The organism is Escherichia sp. MOD1-EC5990, from assembly GCF_002965285.1.
GTDB lineage: Bacteria > Pseudomonadota > Gammaproteobacteria > Enterobacterales > Enterobacteriaceae > Escherichia > Escherichia coli_F.
In genome coordinates, this window is record NZ_PTRV01000001.1 from 388,087 (window position 1) to 403,191 (window position 15,105).

13 protein-coding genes and 1 riboswitch are annotated in these 15,105 nt (G+C 46.3%); of the genes, 2 read left to right on the top strand and 11 right to left on the bottom strand.

Annotated elements, in window-relative coordinates:
• Positions 1-44 precede the first annotated feature (44 nt).
• The 5 genes from moaE to moaA form a co-directional block, all read right to left on the bottom strand.
• Positions 45-497 (bottom strand): molybdopterin synthase catalytic subunit MoaE, encoded by a 453-nt coding sequence (gene moaE / locus BEB42_RS01930; protein WP_000852287.1) that lies wholly within the window; start codon positions 495-497, stop codon positions 45-47.
• A 1-nt stretch (position 498) separates the two neighbouring features.
• Positions 499-744, bottom strand: coding sequence for a molybdopterin synthase sulfur carrier subunit (gene moaD, locus BEB42_RS01935; protein ID WP_105267129.1), 246 nt, complete (start codon positions 742-744; stop codon positions 499-501).
• Complete coding sequence (moaC, locus tag BEB42_RS01940; RefSeq protein WP_105267130.1) at positions 737-1,222, bottom strand: cyclic pyranopterin monophosphate synthase MoaC; 486 nt, start codon at positions 1,220-1,222, stop codon at positions 737-739. Before moaC ends, moaD begins: the two co-directional genes overlap by 8 nt.
• A gap of 2 nt (positions 1,223-1,224) precedes the next feature.
• The gene (moaB, locus tag BEB42_RS01945; RefSeq protein ID WP_000084639.1) at positions 1,225-1,737 is read right to left on the bottom strand and encodes a molybdenum cofactor biosynthesis protein B; all 513 of its coding nucleotides are present in this window, start codon (positions 1,735-1,737) and stop codon (positions 1,225-1,227) included.
• Positions 1,738-1,758: 21 nt separating this feature from the next.
• Entirely contained in the window at positions 1,759-2,748 is a 990-nt protein-coding gene (gene moaA, locus BEB42_RS01950) for a GTP 3',8-cyclase MoaA (RefSeq protein ID WP_002432387.1), read from the bottom strand.
• A riboswitch (molybdenum cofactor riboswitch) is annotated at positions 2,736-2,880 on the bottom strand. (Overlaps the previous gene by 13 nt.)
• A gap of 265 nt (positions 2,881-3,145) precedes the next feature.
• Between moaA and yvcK the strand changes: the two genes are divergently transcribed.
• A complete protein-coding gene (gene yvcK / locus BEB42_RS01955) occupies positions 3,146-4,054 on the top strand; it encodes a uridine diphosphate-N-acetylglucosamine-binding protein YvcK (protein ID WP_001246025.1) in 909 nt (302 codons plus the stop codon).
• Between the two features lie 175 nt (positions 4,055-4,229).
• Here yvcK and BEB42_RS01960 read toward each other — a convergent pair whose 3' ends face one another.
• The gene (locus tag BEB42_RS01960; protein ID WP_105267131.1) at positions 4,230-6,527 is read right to left on the bottom strand and encodes a pentapeptide repeat-containing protein; all 2,298 of its coding nucleotides are present in this window, start codon (positions 6,525-6,527) and stop codon (positions 4,230-4,232) included.
• 483 nt (positions 6,528-7,010) lie between these two features.
• On the opposite strand from BEB42_RS01960, the gene BEB42_RS01965 reads away from it, so the two are divergent.
• Complete coding sequence (locus tag BEB42_RS01965; RefSeq protein ID WP_000553521.1) at positions 7,011-8,663, top strand: hypothetical protein; 1,653 nt, start codon at positions 7,011-7,013, stop codon at positions 8,661-8,663.
• A gap of 158 nt (positions 8,664-8,821) precedes the next feature.
• Here BEB42_RS01965 and uvrB read toward each other — a convergent pair whose 3' ends face one another.
• The 5 genes from uvrB to bioB form a co-directional block, all read right to left on the bottom strand.
• The gene (gene uvrB / locus BEB42_RS01970; RefSeq protein WP_000042541.1) at positions 8,822-10,843 is read right to left on the bottom strand and encodes an excinuclease ABC subunit UvrB; all 2,022 of its coding nucleotides are present in this window, start codon (positions 10,841-10,843) and stop codon (positions 8,822-8,824) included.
• A 578-nt stretch (positions 10,844-11,421) separates the two neighbouring features.
• On the bottom strand, positions 11,422-12,099 hold the full coding sequence (gene bioD, locus BEB42_RS01975; RefSeq protein ID WP_000044826.1) for a dethiobiotin synthase: 678 nt from the start codon (positions 12,097-12,099) through the stop codon (positions 11,422-11,424).
• Positions 12,092-12,847: a malonyl-ACP O-methyltransferase BioC gene (bioC, locus tag BEB42_RS01980; protein WP_000246779.1), complete on the bottom strand. Its 756-nt coding sequence runs from the start codon at positions 12,845-12,847 to the stop codon at positions 12,092-12,094. Before bioC ends, bioD begins: the two co-directional genes overlap by 8 nt.
• Entirely contained in the window at positions 12,834-13,988 is a 1,155-nt protein-coding gene (bioF, locus tag BEB42_RS01985; protein ID WP_000118849.1) for an 8-amino-7-oxononanoate synthase, read from the bottom strand. The genes bioC and bioF overlap by 14 nt, the downstream gene beginning before the upstream one ends.
• Entirely contained in the window at positions 13,985-15,025 is a 1,041-nt protein-coding gene (bioB, locus tag BEB42_RS01990; protein WP_000951213.1) for a biotin synthase BioB, read from the bottom strand. Before bioB ends, bioF begins: the two co-directional genes overlap by 4 nt.
• Positions 15,026-15,105: the final 80 nt, after the last annotated feature.

A 15,105-nucleotide genomic window follows, 5' to 3' on the forward strand; every position in this document is an offset into this window, starting at 1 on the left:
TGAAATTGCCGGACGCAGCGGTGCCTTATCCGGCTAACAAAAAACTACCAGCGTTTTGCCGCCTGCTGATCGCTCTCCCGGGCTTCAACCCAGCGGTCGCCTTCCGGCGTGGCTTCGCGCTTCCAGAACGGTGCGCGGGTTTTGAGATAGTCCATAATAAACTGCCCGGCTTCAAACGCACTGCTACGATGCGCACTGGTGACGCCGACAAAAACGATTTCATCGCCCGGCCATAATTCCCCGATGCGGTGAATCACCGTGACGCGCCCCAGCGGCCAGCGGTTACGCGCTTCATCGACAATTTCTGCCAGTGCTTTTTCAGTCATCCCCGGATAGTGTTCGAGGGTTAATGCTTTGACGCTGTCGCCAAGGTTATGGTTGCGCACCTTACCGGTAAAGGTGACTACCGCACCGTCTTCGTCACGCTCAGCCAGCCACGGATACTCTTCTCCTACGCTGAATGGCTGCGGGCCGACAACAATTTTGGTTTCTGCCATCTTAACCTCCGGTTACCGGCGGGAAGAAAGCCACTTCGTCGCCGTCAGTCAGCGGATGGTCAAAACTCACCAGCGTCTGGTTGACAGCAGCCAGCAATTTGCCATCTTCCAGCGCCAGCGCCCAACGATCGCTCTGTACAGCCAGGTGCTGGCGTAACGCTTCTACGGTTGGGAAATCCGCAGCCGCTTCGGTTGCATCTGTTCCCACCAACTCGCGCACCTGGGCGAAAAAAAGAACTTTAATCATCCGCTTCCACCTTAAAGTCACCTGACTTGCCGCCGCTCTTCGCCAGCAAACGTACCGGACCAATTACCATATCTTTTTGCGCCGCTTTGCACATGTCATAAATGGTCAGCGCCGCCACCGAGGCCGCGGTTAACGCTTCCATTTCAACGCCGGTTTTCCCGGTCAGGCGGCATAAGGTTTCTATACGCACCCGATTGTGCTCCGGCTCGGCCTGCAAATTGACTTCAACTTTACTGAGCATCAGCGGATGACAAAGCGGGATCAAATCCCATGTGCGTTTTGCTGCCTGAATACCGGCAATACGCGCAGTGGCAAATACGTCGCCTTTGTGGTGGCGACCATCAATGATCATCGCCAGCGTCTCGCTGCGCATGGTGACAAAGGCTTCGGCGCGCGCTTCACGCACGGTTTCCGCTTTGGCGGAAACATCCACCATGTGCGCTTCGCCAGCGGCGTTGATATGAGTCAGTTGCGACATACTTATTTCTTCAAATGTGGATGGAAATTACACGGACGCGTACGGGCATCCAGCTGCGGTGCGATGATATTTTCCCAGGCGGTACGGCACGCTTTGGTTGAACCGGGCATGGCGAAAATTAGCGTTTTGTTAGCGACGCCCGCTACCGCACGAGATTGCAACGTTGAGGTGCCAATCTCTTCGAACGACAACATCCGGAACACTTCACCAAAACCTTCAACTTCACGGTCGAACAACGGCAGCAGTGCTTCGGGAGCCTGATCACCTTCCGTCAGGCCAGTACCCCCCGTAATCAACACCACTTGTACATCGTCGCTGGCGATCCACGCAGATACCTGAGCGCGAATAGCGTAGCGGTTTTCTTTCACAATGGCTTTATCGACAACGTGATGGCCCGCTTCTTGCGCCGAATCGCGCAGATAGTGACCGGAGGTATCGTCTTCTTCACCGCGACGATTAGAAACCGTAAGAATAGCAATACGGGTCGGGATAAATTCAGTGCTTACCTGACTCATCTGATCTCTCCTTTTGACGTTTTAGCCGCCAATGTACGATAAGTTTTGCGTAATACCGGTGTTATTTTGATGCAGGAAATGGGTCTGTTTCTTCTCCCGCAGCGCCGCTGAAATACGCGCTTCCAGCGCCTGTTGCTGGGTATCGTCTTCCAGCAGATCGCGCAGGTTAACGCCGCCTTCACCGAACAGGCAGAGATGGAGTTTACCAATGGAGGAGACGCGCAGGCGGTTGCAAGTGGCGCAGAAGTCTTTTTCATACGGCATGATAAGGCCAATCTCTCCGGCGTAATCCGGATGACAAAAGACTTGCGCGGGACCGTCGCTGCGTTGACGTAATTGGTGGATCCAGCCGCGACGCAGTAACTCGTCACGCAGAACCTGACCAGAGATGTGATGCTTACGGAAGAGCTCGCTGCCCTCGCCCGTTTCCATCAGTTCGATGAAACGCAGCTGGATAGGGCGATGCTGGATCCAGTTCAGAAAGGTGTCGAGCTGATGATGATTAACATCACGCATCAGCACGGTATTGACTTTGACCTTCTCAAAACCGGCCTCAAATGCAGCATCGATCCCTGCCATGACCTGGTTGAATTTATCCTGTCCGGTAATAGCCTGAAACTGGCGAGCGTCGAGGCTATCGACACTAACGTTGATACCAGTAAGACCAGCATCACGCCAGTTCGCCACGTCGCGTTCCAGACGGTAACCATTGGTGGTGACCGCTATCTGGCGAATAGCGTCGTTTTCTCGCACAGCGGCGATGATATCGGTAAAGTCGCGACGCAAAGACGGCTCTCCGCCCGTCAGACGGACTTTTTCGGTGCCCAGACTGGCGAAGGCGCGCGTAACCCGGCGAATTTCATCGACGGTAAGAAAGCCTTTATTGGTGACGCCGCTCGGTTTGTAGCCATCCGGCAGGCAGTAGGTGCAACGGAAGTTACACACATCGGTAATCGACAGGCGCAAGTAGTAAAACTTACGCGCAAATGCATCAGTCAGTTGTGAAGCCATGTACACCTTTCCAGATACGGGAGGCGAAGTCATTTCTTCCTTCGCCCTGGTGGCAATCTTTGTAAGCATTGTCACGGCCAAAGCACCGTATCAGTTGACCCAGGTGCAGAGGCTAGAGTGTTTAGTGGTTAAGCCGATACTAGCGTGTAAATGTGATTTTTACCATCCACACTTTCGCTATGTAATCATATATATAGCGTCATGATCGTGCTATTTCGCTACAGAATAAGGGAAAATAGCGGTTTTACTTTGATATACATCATCACGGATGCATAGCGTACATCGTCCTTTAGAGGTAGAAGAAAATAGTTTGTATCCTCAATATTGGCAGGTTAATTGCTGTTTCCCCGCAATTTGCGCTACTGTAGCGCGGAAAATCTGACTCCAGGAAACTATAATGCGCAATCGTACGTTGGCTGACCTTGATCGTGTCGTTGCTCTCGGCGGAGGGCATGGACTGGGACGCGTTCTCTCATCACTTTCGTCTTTGGGTTCTCGTTTAACGGGTATCGTGACCACCACGGATAACGGTGGCTCGACGGGGCGTATTCGCCGCTCAGAAGGTGGAATTGCCTGGGGCGATATGCGCAATTGCCTTAACCAGTTGATAACGGAACCCAGCGTCGCTTCCGCAATGTTTGAATATCGTTTCGGCGGTAATGGCGAACTTTCCGGCCACAACCTTGGAAACCTGATGTTGAAGGCACTGGATCACCTTAGCGTGCGGCCTCTTGAAGCGATTAATCTGATTCGCAATCTGTTGAAAGTGGACGCACATTTGATTCCGATGTCGGAGCATCCTGTTGATTTAATGGCGATTGACGATCAGGGGCATGAAGTATACGGCGAGGTCAATATTGACCAGCTCACCGCGCCGATACAGGAGCTACTCTTAACCCCCAACGTACCTGCCACACGTGAAGCGGTGCTGGCGATTAATGAGGCGGATCTGATCATTATTGGGCCAGGGAGTTTTTATACTAGTCTTATGCCCATTCTGCTGCTCAAGGAAATGGCTCAGGCATTACGCCGAACGCCTGCCCCGATGGTGTATATCGGTAATTTGGGGCGAGAATTAAGCCTGCCTGCTGCAAATCTCAAGCTGGAAAATAAGCTGGCGATTATGGAGCAGTATGTTGGTAAAAAAGTGATTGATGCGGTAGTTGTTGGACCGAAAGCTGATGTATCCGCAGTTAACAACAGAATTGTGATTCAGGAAGTACTGGAGGCCAGCGATATTCCTTATCGTCATGACCGCCAGTTGCTGCATAACGCACTGGAAAAGGCATTACAGGCACTAGGTTAAGCGCCTGTGCCGGGGGCAGAAAAATACGACTGTGACTATGGCGTTTTAAATTATAGAAGGCCATAGTCACCTTTTTTTGGCACAACCCCATTGTTAGCAGCTCATTTATCTTTCCACTTTCTGGAATTTAGTTTTGCTTCTTGATGTTTCTTGTGCCATGACTATTCTAAAAATGTTATAATCCCCATGCTTTGGGAGCCACCGAATCTAAATATTTATCAATACGATGAGAACGAGTATAATCTGCTATATTTTTTGATAAAATGGCCGTGCAATTTAAACCAGAGCCTAATCCCAGTAGTACCGTTAACCAGTTATCCAGAGCTTCAGATTCAACAATCGAGTTTTCCAGTTCATATGCTTTTAGTAAAAGAGCAGCAGAGTAAACTCTGAGGATTTGCGGAGAATTGTATTCCGTTCCTAAACTTGAAGCTGAAGAATATCTTGCGAACACGACAGCAAAACTTATCAGAAGCATTGCTTGTTCCGTTTTATTTGCATTTTCCATTCTGCAAGCCTTCATTAAATCTTTATAATGGTTTCCCTTAATATTTAAACAAGACTTATACTTCACTAGTTCGCTAACATTCTTTTTTTGTTTTATCTTTTTATTTTTACTTAACATTTCATAACCCGCACCTTCTATAGATTGCGCCTGCAATGAGTAATTATCTATGAGTTTCATAAGAGGCGCAAAAATTTCATTTAATTTTATTTGTTCATCAATACCATCCATTTTGGTTTGAGAACAACAACTTTGTGATGCAGTGACAAATGGTTCGTATAGATCACCAAGCTGAAGGATTTTGAGATAATTTTTTAATAAAATATTATGTTGTGACCGTTTCCATGGGTAGGAAAACACTGGGAATTCGGTCATCAATACGGTATTAAGATTAATATCTGCAAGCGAGCACACTTGTTCTGGTGCTGCATATAGATAAAAATGGTCCCAGTCCTTATTTTTAATAGTGGTATCCAACATTTTATTTAAGGCATTAGATGAAAGACGCATTGCACGATTATTTTGCTGTGCTGAAAACAATACGTACCAAGCATCATCATGATCTTGTTGTTTACGCCATTCCGAGAAGTCTGGATAATCATTTCCTTCAGTATAAGGTTTAACATCCTTATGTTGTAAATATGTTTTATAAATATTATATGCTTTTTCTGCCAATATATTATTTTTACTTTTTAGTGCCAGGTCAGTCATCATTACATATGCAGTACTAAATGATAACATTAATGTAGGTTGTTCTGTAAAGCGATCTAAATAATAATTAATCCTCTCTTCACTAAGATTAAACAAAAAAGAAGAAGAGATACAGCAATCAACTGTAATTAATGACAAAATAAAGTTATCAAATATATTTATATCATCATTTTGCAATATATCATTTAATCCCTCTGGTGGTCTGTTAGACGTATAGTATTTTGCTAAGCAATTAATTTCTGATACATCCTTTTTTAATTTTGCAAGGTCATAGATACAATTTTTTGTACTCAGTTCGTTGGCGAGGATTTTTTTTATTTCAGGCATTGAATCTTCAGAGATATCTTCAAAGATTTGATAAATTTTCTGGATATGTTCTTTTGCTTTACATATATCAACCCTGATTAAATCTTGTAATGGAGGAGTATCGTCAAAGAAAAATTTCCGCATAGATCCCGTATGCATTTTTATTATTTTCGCTTCACGCAACACTATATTTTTTAAAATACAAGTACTAAAGTCACCTCTCTCTATAGTTGCGTATTCAAAATTTACCCCCGACATATTCGTACCAGCAACATCACAGGAAAATAAAGTGGCATTCTTGAATGAACTATTTTCAAACTGTGCGCCATTCAATATGGCATACTCCATATAACATCCTGAAAAATCTGCACAACCCTTGGCTTCTGTTAGATCTGTCCTTACAAAACTAGCACCGCTCAATTTGCAATCCATGAGTGTTGCTCTCTTCATATTAGCATCATTAAAATTAACGTTAGAAAAATTTGATTCACCGAATTCAGTATCTTCAAAATTGAGCCTCGAAAAATCAAAGCGCCCATTGGGATCCTGCAAAATAATTAGTTGTCGAGTTCTGACTGGTTTATCTCCAATAAAATAAGTTGTTGTCATCACACTGTCTGAAAATTCTATCTTGCACTTAAAAAGCTCATGCATGTGCGGAGGACAAAAATTTTTCAGGGTCAAAAACTCATTACGTTCTTTATTATATTCTTTTTTTTCATCGGTAAGGTAAGGTGATAAAAACAATCCATAGCGAGAATGGATATCATTATACATTCTACTTAAAAAATCTTTTTTCGTTTCGAAACCCAAAATGAATCGCAGCACATCAAAAAGCCGCTCCCATTTACTCATATAAAAAGCATGGTCATTGTCAGCAAGAAGCAATTGCTCTGCGCGCTTTTCATCAATTTCAAAAGATGACTGTCGATGATTAACTGATAACATCATGCTGCCTCCATCAGATAAACAATTAATTGCTGCAGTCTTCCTGAATACAGTTTATTTACTATCAAAAATCGCTCATTTCAAATAGGCTTGTTCCCGATTACACAAATAAAAGCATATTATTTATTAACTTTTAAATAATTACACCTATAATTATAACAATTAATATATATGCATTATCATTATATTAAACTTAAGATAATTGAGATAAAGAGTATTGTCGTTAATATAAATTGAGTCCATTGGATAAACTTGACTCATGTTATGTCTTGCGTAGAAGGATCTAAACACACTTAACTTCGAACTTTCATTAACACATTAATTTTGTCCGACTAAATGAGCGATTTTTGATAGAAAAATATCTTTACTTGTTTAAAAAATTACTCAATTTGATAACAAACGATTGAGTAAGTAAGTACCCTCAAAAAGCAACGATTATCTTATTATGCGGCGAATTTAGTACTTTAACATTAAAAGGAAATAATTATGCACCCTAGATTTTTTACATCATGCACTCCCCGTCTTCCGGAAAGATTTCCAGAAAAATGCCCCCCAAAAGTTTTGCATTCATGGTTTGATAATGGCGCAAAAAAATTTAATGAGGAATTTGCACGCTGGAAAGAGCTCGGGCGTGAAAATGATTTCAATAATCAGTTTATAAGTTCATATATAAATAATAATATCAGCACCTACCAGAATATATCAAATGGTTTACATAATAATATTAATACAATACATGATTTATTAATTGAAAACACATCAAGAATGCCGCTTTCGGAAAGTTTAGACACATTATTAGTTATGGGACAGTTATTTGAAAGTGAATATAACAGAATATTCGCAAATATACCTTTGTTTGCAAACCTCTTTAAAGCAGCCCTAATACAATATATAACAAACAATAACACACTACTAATTGAAATATATAAAAACGCTCTAAATAAAATTCATAATAAAGAGGCCATAAGTTTCATTATTCAGAATATTTTTACTCAATCGATAGATGATCCCTGCTTTTACGAACCGTGCAATTTACATTTTTTACTTGATATCGCTAACAATTATGTCTTTTCTTTTAAAAAAGAGATGTTATTATCAGAACCACACTTACAAAACTCATTCCTGGAAATAATCAATCATTTTAATAATGATGAAGACAAAATAAGAGGTATTATTTTATTTATTTCTTATCTTGAAAATCTAGCTATTAAAATCAAGATTAACTTAAAGGATTTCCTGGAGAAGCTAAGATTTTCTAATATAAAAATTAAGATTGAACTCTATACCCATTTATTCAAAGCATTACCTGAAATAAAAGGGAGCGATATTATATCACTATATTTTACTATTGAATCAGCCTATAAAGAAGATATGCCAAAACAATTAACTGAACTGTTAAATTTAGTTACAAACATTCCTGACATTGAAGATAAATTTCAATTCATAACTAAATTGGGTCATGCATACTGCCTCTCCGGAATTAATCTTTCAGATTACTCAACCTTTCTTTTAAAATTATTTCAGGATACTAAAGTAAACAGATTATGTGATTATTATAAGTTAAGAGTTCCTGGTGAACCAGAGTATCAACTTAGAATACCTTTAGATGGGTTGACATTTCAAATGCTTAGTGAACTGTACAGAGTATCGCCAGAAAACGTTTTCATTTTCGATGAACTTTTTCGAGAAATGATTGATTTCAGCACATTCGAAGGACGAGTGAGTTATTACAACACCATACTTTATTTAATAAACCAGAATACCGAAAGCATCAATAAAATAAATCTATTTAGCCATTTGATTAAACGTCTTCCATTATGTAATTTCAAAACTCAAGACTTTGAAACAAGATTAATACTTGCATTGCCTGAGTTAACAATCGAGCATGTGAATAAAACCGTATTAGAATATTTAAACGAGCTTACTGATATGTACAAAAGAAAACCATATTTAATTCTCACTGACCATGATAAATATTTTAGCTTTATCAAATATGCATTTAACAATGGAAATATTAAGATATCAAATGCCTTGATTGACGTCATAGAGAAAATAAATACAGAAAATCCTACTTCCCAGAGAACAAAAAGAAATCTTTCTGTATTAACGCAACCATTCAAAACATGCCAAATTTTATGAATAACGTAAATAAGTAATGAGTTTTAGTTTAGCACATCAACGTACCAGAGCCGCTTGCAACTCTGGTACGCTTCCTTTTTCACCAGTGTAACTGCACTATGCATGTTAACTGCTTTTGAACATAACAAGCGAAACCGAGCATTTTCCCATCTCCAACATCACGAAGCCGCAATGAACAATTCACGCAGCTGATGCAACTGGTCACGAATTTGCGCCGCTTCTTCGAACTCCAGATTCTGCGCGTGTTGCATCATTAGCCCTTCCAGTTCATGGATTTTCTGCTGCAACGCTTTAGGCGACATATCCATCGGCACATTATCCGGCTCAACAATCGGTCGCGATTTTCCTCTGCCCTTCGCTTTGGTTTTAGCAATGTTCTGCCCCAGCGCCAGGATATCGACCACTTTCTTGTTCAAGCCTTGCGGCGTAATGCCGTGTTCCTCGTTGTACTTCTGCTGTTTCTCGCGGCGACGTTCGGTTTCGCCAATCGCTTTCGCCATTGATGGGGTGATCTTATCGCCGTAGAGAATCGCTTTACCGTTAACGTTACGTGCCGCACGACCAATGGTCTGGATCAACGAACGTTCGGAACGCAGGAAGCCTTCTTTGTCGGCGTCGAGGATCGCCACCAGCGAAACTTCCGGCATATCCAGACCTTCGCGCAGTAAGTTGATCCCTACCAGCACGTCGAACTCACCCAGACGCAAGTCGCGGATGATTTCCATGCGCTCGACGGTATCGATATCTGAGTGAAGATAACGCACACGCTCGCCGTGTTCTTCGAGATATTCCGTAAGATCTTCCGCCATCCGCTTAGTCAATGTTGTGACCAGTACACGCTCGTTAATTGCCGCTCGCTGGCGAATCTCCGAAAGAAGATCATCAACCTGTGTTGCCACCGGTCGCACTTCGATAATCGGGTCAAGCAATCCGGTTGGACGTACGACCTGATCCACCACATCACCACCGGATTTTTCCAGCTCGTAATTACCCGGCGTCGCCGAAACATAGATGGTTTGTGGCGCTAATGCTTCGAACTCTTCAAACTTCAGCGGACGGTTATCCAGCGCTGATGGTAGGCGGAAACCGTACTCCACCAGCGTCTCTTTACGCGCCCGGTCACCACGATACATACCGCCAATTTGTGGAATGGTGACGTGAGATTCATCGACGACCAGTAGCCCATCGGCAGGCAGGTAATCAAACAGCGTCGGCGGTGGCTCACCTGGTCCACGGCCGGAGAGGAAGCGTGAGTAGTTTTCAATGCCCGAGCAATATCCCAGTTCGTTCATCATCTCCAGATCAAACTGGGTACGCTGGGTCAGCCGCTGCTCTTCCAGCAGTTTGTTATTCTCCAACAGCACTTTGCGTCTGGCGGCCAGTTCTTCTTTGATCTCTTCCATCGCCTGTACGATGCGCTCGCGCGGCGTGACGTAGTGCGTTTTCGGGTAGATGGTAAAACGTGGAATAGTAGAGACAATCTGCCCGGTTAGCGGGTCAAATAACGACAATCGTTCAACTTCCTCATCAAACAGCTCCACGCGAAGTGCAATGTCATCCGATTCTGCCGGGAAGATATCAATCACCTCGCCACGAACGCGGAAAGTGCCACGCTGGAAGGCTTGATCATTCCGGGTGTATTGCAGCTCCGCCAGTCGACGCAGGATCGCGCGCTGATCGATAATCATACCGACCGTAAGATGGAGCATCATCTTGAGATATAAATCAGGATCGCCCAGACCATAAATCGCGGAAACCGATGCCACCACAACCACATCACGCCGCTCCAGCATCGCTTTGGTGGCGGACAAACGCATCTGCTCGATATGTTCGTTTACCGAGGCATCTTTCTCAATGAAGGTGTCGGAACTCGGTACATAGGCTTCCGGCTGATAATAGTCGTAGTAGGAGACGAAATATTCCACCGCGTTTTCCGGGAAGAACTCTTTCATTTCGCCGTACAGCTGGGCCGCCAGCGTTTTGTTGGGCGCCAGTACCATGGTTGGGCGCTGAAGGTCAGCAATGACATTGGCAATGGTGAAGGTTTTCCCGGAGCCAGTCACGCCAAGCAACGTCTGGTGCGCCAGGCCATCTTCCAGCCCCTCTTCGAGACGTCGAATCGCCTCTGGCTGATCGCCAGAAGGTTTAAAAGCGGAATTCAGTTTGAACGGTTTACTCATGAGTCGCTACCTGAAGGAGTTGGGCGGGCAGGTATGTAATTTTACTCGTCGTACTTAATTATGCCAACAAATTATACTGGATAAAAAAACAGTTCCCCACCATAATATTTCTGTTACAGCGTAAACTCCGCTGTCAATCATGAGCAAAATTTACTCTGTGGCGAGATAAAACTCCGGCCTTACGGGGTTATCCCCAAAGCAACGGCTTTTTTAACATTTGTCAAGATGAGTGATGACAGTTTTATGGCAAGAGATGCCTCTTCAGTGACTGCCATTGCAATTATCTAACCAGTTAAAAAATAAAAGATATTTCTTTGAGCCGTCTTTAACGCCAATTCGCGTGCAAGCCGCGTATTCTCTCGCTTGCCTCGTGTTTTCTAACTCTAATACACATGGTTATCCACAGGAATAGTGGATAACTGTCTGCAGCCCCTATCCCCCGCCGCCTGGGCAATTCCCACATTCACCGCATGATGCGGAAGTAAAATTTTTTTCGTGATTATTTTAGAATTTAATTGGTTAAATTGCAGTCAACCGAAGACGCGATCTCGCTCGCAATTTAACCAAATACAGGATGGCTACAACAAGGCAAGGTTTATGTACTTTCCGGTTGCCGCATTTTCTGGATTTTCTGCAAGCCAGGGAATTTCGCCCAGCAGCGGCGCGGGAATCATGCGGGTGAGCGTGGTCATATATTCAGCGTGACGTTTTCCAGGAGGCGTGACATCATTCGCCACCCAACCCGCCAGAGTGAGTCCGGCGTGTTGTATTGCCTGTGCCGTCAACATCGCGTGATTAATACAGCCGAGTTTCACACCAACTACCAGTATCACCGGCAGTTGTTCCTGTGTTACCCAATCCGCAAAAGTGAAAGTGTCAGAAAGCGGCGTAAACCAGCCGCCAGCACCTTCCACTAACACCCAGTCAGCCTGTTGTTCAAGCGCGCGTAATCCAGCGCTCATTACCGATGATTCTATCGGCCTGCCCTCTAGCGCGCTAATGATGTGCGGCGAAGTGGGTTCTGCAAAGGTGTAAGGATTTACCGTTGCGTAATCCAGCTGCAGGCTGCCGTTGTGCTGTAACGCCAGCGCGTCACTATTACGTAAGCCGTCCGGGGTCTTTTCGCTGCCAGAGGCGACCGGTTTATAACCTGCCGTCCGATAACCTGCTGCCTTCGCGGCTTGTAAAAGTGCACAACTGGCGACAGTTTTCCCCACTTCGGTATCCGTTCCGGTGACAAAATAACGTTTACTCACGAGCAATCACTCCCAAAAAAAGATGATACGTCAGAGGATATCGCCCCTGTTGTTGCGGCCAGGCCAGTTGCAATCGCTGCAACTGCGAACGCGTTAATATTCGTGGGTAGCGCCCTTCATGAAGATGCGTTGCACCGATGCCTTTCAGCGAACGCATGGCACTGAGCGCATCATCAAACCAAAGCGTGATGGGCAGAATATGGTGTTGATAATTAACGCCGTTCAGCGACTGTTCGATTTCATCTGGCGGTAAAAAGCGATTAGCATGCGGGCGCTCGTCCACCGCCTGCCACGCCTGATGCAGTTCGGGGAGCGATCCCTGCACCAGCGTGGTAAACGCGACCACGCCTCCGGGGCGCACCACGCGATACAGCTCGCGAAGTGCCGTGGATAAATTACCGCACCACTGCACCGCGAGATTGCTCCATGCAAGATCGAAGGTTGCAGTCGCTAACGGCAGGGATTCGATATCTCCCGCCAGATAATGGTCTGCGGCATCCTTCTGGCGTGCCTGAACAAGCATTGGCGGCGAGAGATCTAACGCTGTCACCTGCGCGTGACGTTCCCGCCAGTGGCGACTCATCCAGCCAGGTCCACAACCCGCATCCAGTACGTGGGTGTATTTACGCTGTGGGAGCATTGCCAGTAAGACGTCAGCACTCTGGCGCTGTAGATCCGCATGTTGCTCATAATGTGCGGCTGCCCGACCAAATGCCGCAGCAATGGCTTGTTTATTAACCGTTGCCATGCAGCACCTCCAGCAGACGGTCGATATCCTGCATTTCATGCGCGGCGGTTAGCGTTAAGCGCAGTCGCGCAGTACCAGCGGGTACGGTTGGCGGGCGAATCGCCGTGACCCAGCAGCCTTGCTGGCGCAGTTTTTCTGCCAGTTGTAACGCACGGCTGTTATCACCGACAATCAATGGCTGGATGGCGCTGTATGAATCAGCAAGCGTAAACGGCAAATCCTGTACTCCGGCACGAAAACGCGTAATGAGTGCCGCCAGTTTTTCGCGCCGTGCATCACCCTCATCACTGCGAATGACCGCCAGCGACGCACGTAATGCCTGCGCCTGAGCGGGCGGCATACTGGTGCTGTAAATAAGATGGCGGGCAAATTGCAGTAGATAATCCGCCACCGTATCGGAGCAAAGCACCGCTGCCCCGCTGACGCCAAATCCTTTGCCAAAAGTCACCACCAGAAGTTCCGGTTTCACCTGCTGTTGCCAGCAGCTACCGCGCCCCTGTTCACTGATCACGCCCGTGCCGTGGGCATCGTCGACCATCAACCAGCCGTTGTGCTGTTGCGTTACCTGCTGGATTTCCGCCAGTGGCGCACTATCGCCGTCCATGCTGAACACGCCTTCTGTCACCACCAGTTGCTGCCCCGGACAGGGGGAAGCAAGCAGTCGCGCCAGATGAGCGACATCGTTATGGGTAAAACGGCGAAGCTGCGACGGGCTTAAACTGGCAGCTTCCAGCAATGAGGCGTGACTCAGCCGATCGGCAACAATACGGTCCTCTTTCGCCGTCATCGCGGTAATGACTGCCTGGTTAGCGGCAAAACCAGAGATAAACAGCAGTGCCCGCGAATAGCCCAGCCACTCGGCCAGTTCTTCTTCCAGCGCCTGATGCGCCACGCTATAACCGCTGACGTGACCGGAACCGCCGCTACCGACGCCAAATTGCTCCGCACCCTGCTTCCATGCACGGATGATGTGCGGATGATGACTTAAACCTAAATAATCGTTACTGGAAAAGTTCAGATACTGGCATTCATCCGCCACCAGCCAGCGTCCGGCCCCTTGCGCCACCGGATAACGGCGACGCAGGGCATCGGCAGCACGCCGCGCATCGAGCGCCGCGTTGATTTTCTCCTGCCAGCTCATAGTGCTGCCGCGTTGTAATATTCGTCAGTGTCCGGGGTCATCAGCGCCTGTTCAAGACGTTGCTGTTGTTCGTTATCGCCCGCCAGCACTGCGGTTTGCTGCGGATTTAACCCCAGTTTGCGGAACAGTTGCAGGTCTTTATCTTCTTCCGGATTCGGCGTGGTCAGCAATTTGCAACCGTAGAAAATCGAGTTTGCGCCAGCCATAAAGCACATCGCCTGAGTCTGTTCGTTCATCTGCTCGCGTCCGGCAGAAAGGCGCACGTAAGAGGTCGGCATCATGATCCGCGCGACTGCAATAGTGCGAATAAAATCAAAGGCATCGACATCATCGTTATCCGCCAGCGGCGTGCCTTTCACCTTCACCAGCATGTTGATTGGTACGCTTTCCGGCGGCGTCGGCAGGTTTGCCAGTTGCAGCAATAATCCAGCGCGATCTTTTACCGTTTCGCCTAAACCCACAATGCCACCTGAGCAGACTTTGATCCCGGCATCGCGCACTTTTTCCAGCGTATCGAGACGTTCCTGATAAGTGCGTGTGGTGATGATATTGCCGTAAAACTCCGGCGAGGTATCGAGGTTGTGGTTGTAGTAATCCAGCCCGGCATTCGCGAGGCGCTGCGCCTGAGATTCACTCAACGTGCCCAGCGTCATACACGCCTCCAGGCCCATCGCTTTTACCCCCTGCACCATCTGTTCCAGGTACGGCATATCGCGTTCGTGGGGATTCTTCCACGCCGCGCCCATGCAAAAACGCGTCGATCCCGCCGCTTTCGCTTTGCGCGCCGACTCCAGTACCTGTTCAACTTCCATCAACCGCTCAGCTTCCAGTCCGGTTTTATAACGCGAGCTTTGCGGACAGTATTTGCAATCTTCCGGACAAGCTCCGGTTTTAATTGACAGCAAAGTACTGACCTGCACCTGACGAGGATCGAAATGCTGACGATGCACCTGCTGCGCTTCAAACAGCAGATCCAGCAACGGTTTTTCAAATAATTCTGTGACTTGCGACAATGTCCAGCGTGGGCGGTGAGCCATGGGGCTTCTCCAAAACATGTTTTTTGTTGTTAATTCGGTGTAGACTTGTAAACCTAAATCTTTTCAATTTGGTTTACAAG

Excerpts from the sequence above, each read along its gene's own strand:
- moaE (WP_000852287.1), bottom strand. The coding sequence starts at position 497 with ATGGCAGAAACCAAAATTGTTGTCGGCCCGCAGCCATTCAGCGTAGGA.
- moaD (WP_105267129.1), bottom strand. The coding sequence starts at position 744 with ATGATTAAAGTTCTTTTTTTCGCCCAGGTGCGCGAGTTGGTGGGAACA.
- moaC (WP_105267130.1), bottom strand. The coding sequence starts at position 1,222 with ATGTCGCAACTGACTCATATCAACGCCGCTGGCGAAGCGCACATGGTG.
- moaB (WP_000084639.1), bottom strand. The coding sequence starts at position 1,737 with ATGAGTCAGGTAAGCACTGAATTTATCCCGACCCGTATTGCTATTCTT.
- moaA (WP_002432387.1), bottom strand. The coding sequence starts at position 2,748 with ATGGCTTCACAACTGACTGATGCATTTGCGCGTAAGTTTTACTACTTG.
- yvcK (WP_001246025.1), top strand. The coding sequence starts at position 3,146 with ATGCGCAATCGTACGTTGGCTGACCTTGATCGTGTCGTTGCTCTCGGC.
- BEB42_RS01960 (WP_105267131.1), bottom strand. The coding sequence starts at position 6,527 with ATGATGTTATCAGTTAATCATCGACAGTCATCTTTTGAAATTGATGAA.
- BEB42_RS01965 (WP_000553521.1), top strand. The coding sequence starts at position 7,011 with ATGCACCCTAGATTTTTTACATCATGCACTCCCCGTCTTCCGGAAAGA.
- uvrB (WP_000042541.1), bottom strand. The coding sequence starts at position 10,843 with ATGAGTAAACCGTTCAAACTGAATTCCGCTTTTAAACCTTCTGGCGAT.
- bioC (WP_000246779.1), bottom strand. The coding sequence starts at position 12,847 with ATGGCAACGGTTAATAAACAAGCCATTGCTGCGGCATTTGGTCGGGCA.
- bioF (WP_000118849.1), bottom strand. The coding sequence starts at position 13,988 with ATGAGCTGGCAGGAGAAAATCAACGCGGCGCTCGATGCGCGGCGTGCT.
- bioB (WP_000951213.1), bottom strand. The coding sequence starts at position 15,025 with ATGGCTCACCGCCCACGCTGGACATTGTCGCAAGTCACAGAATTATTT.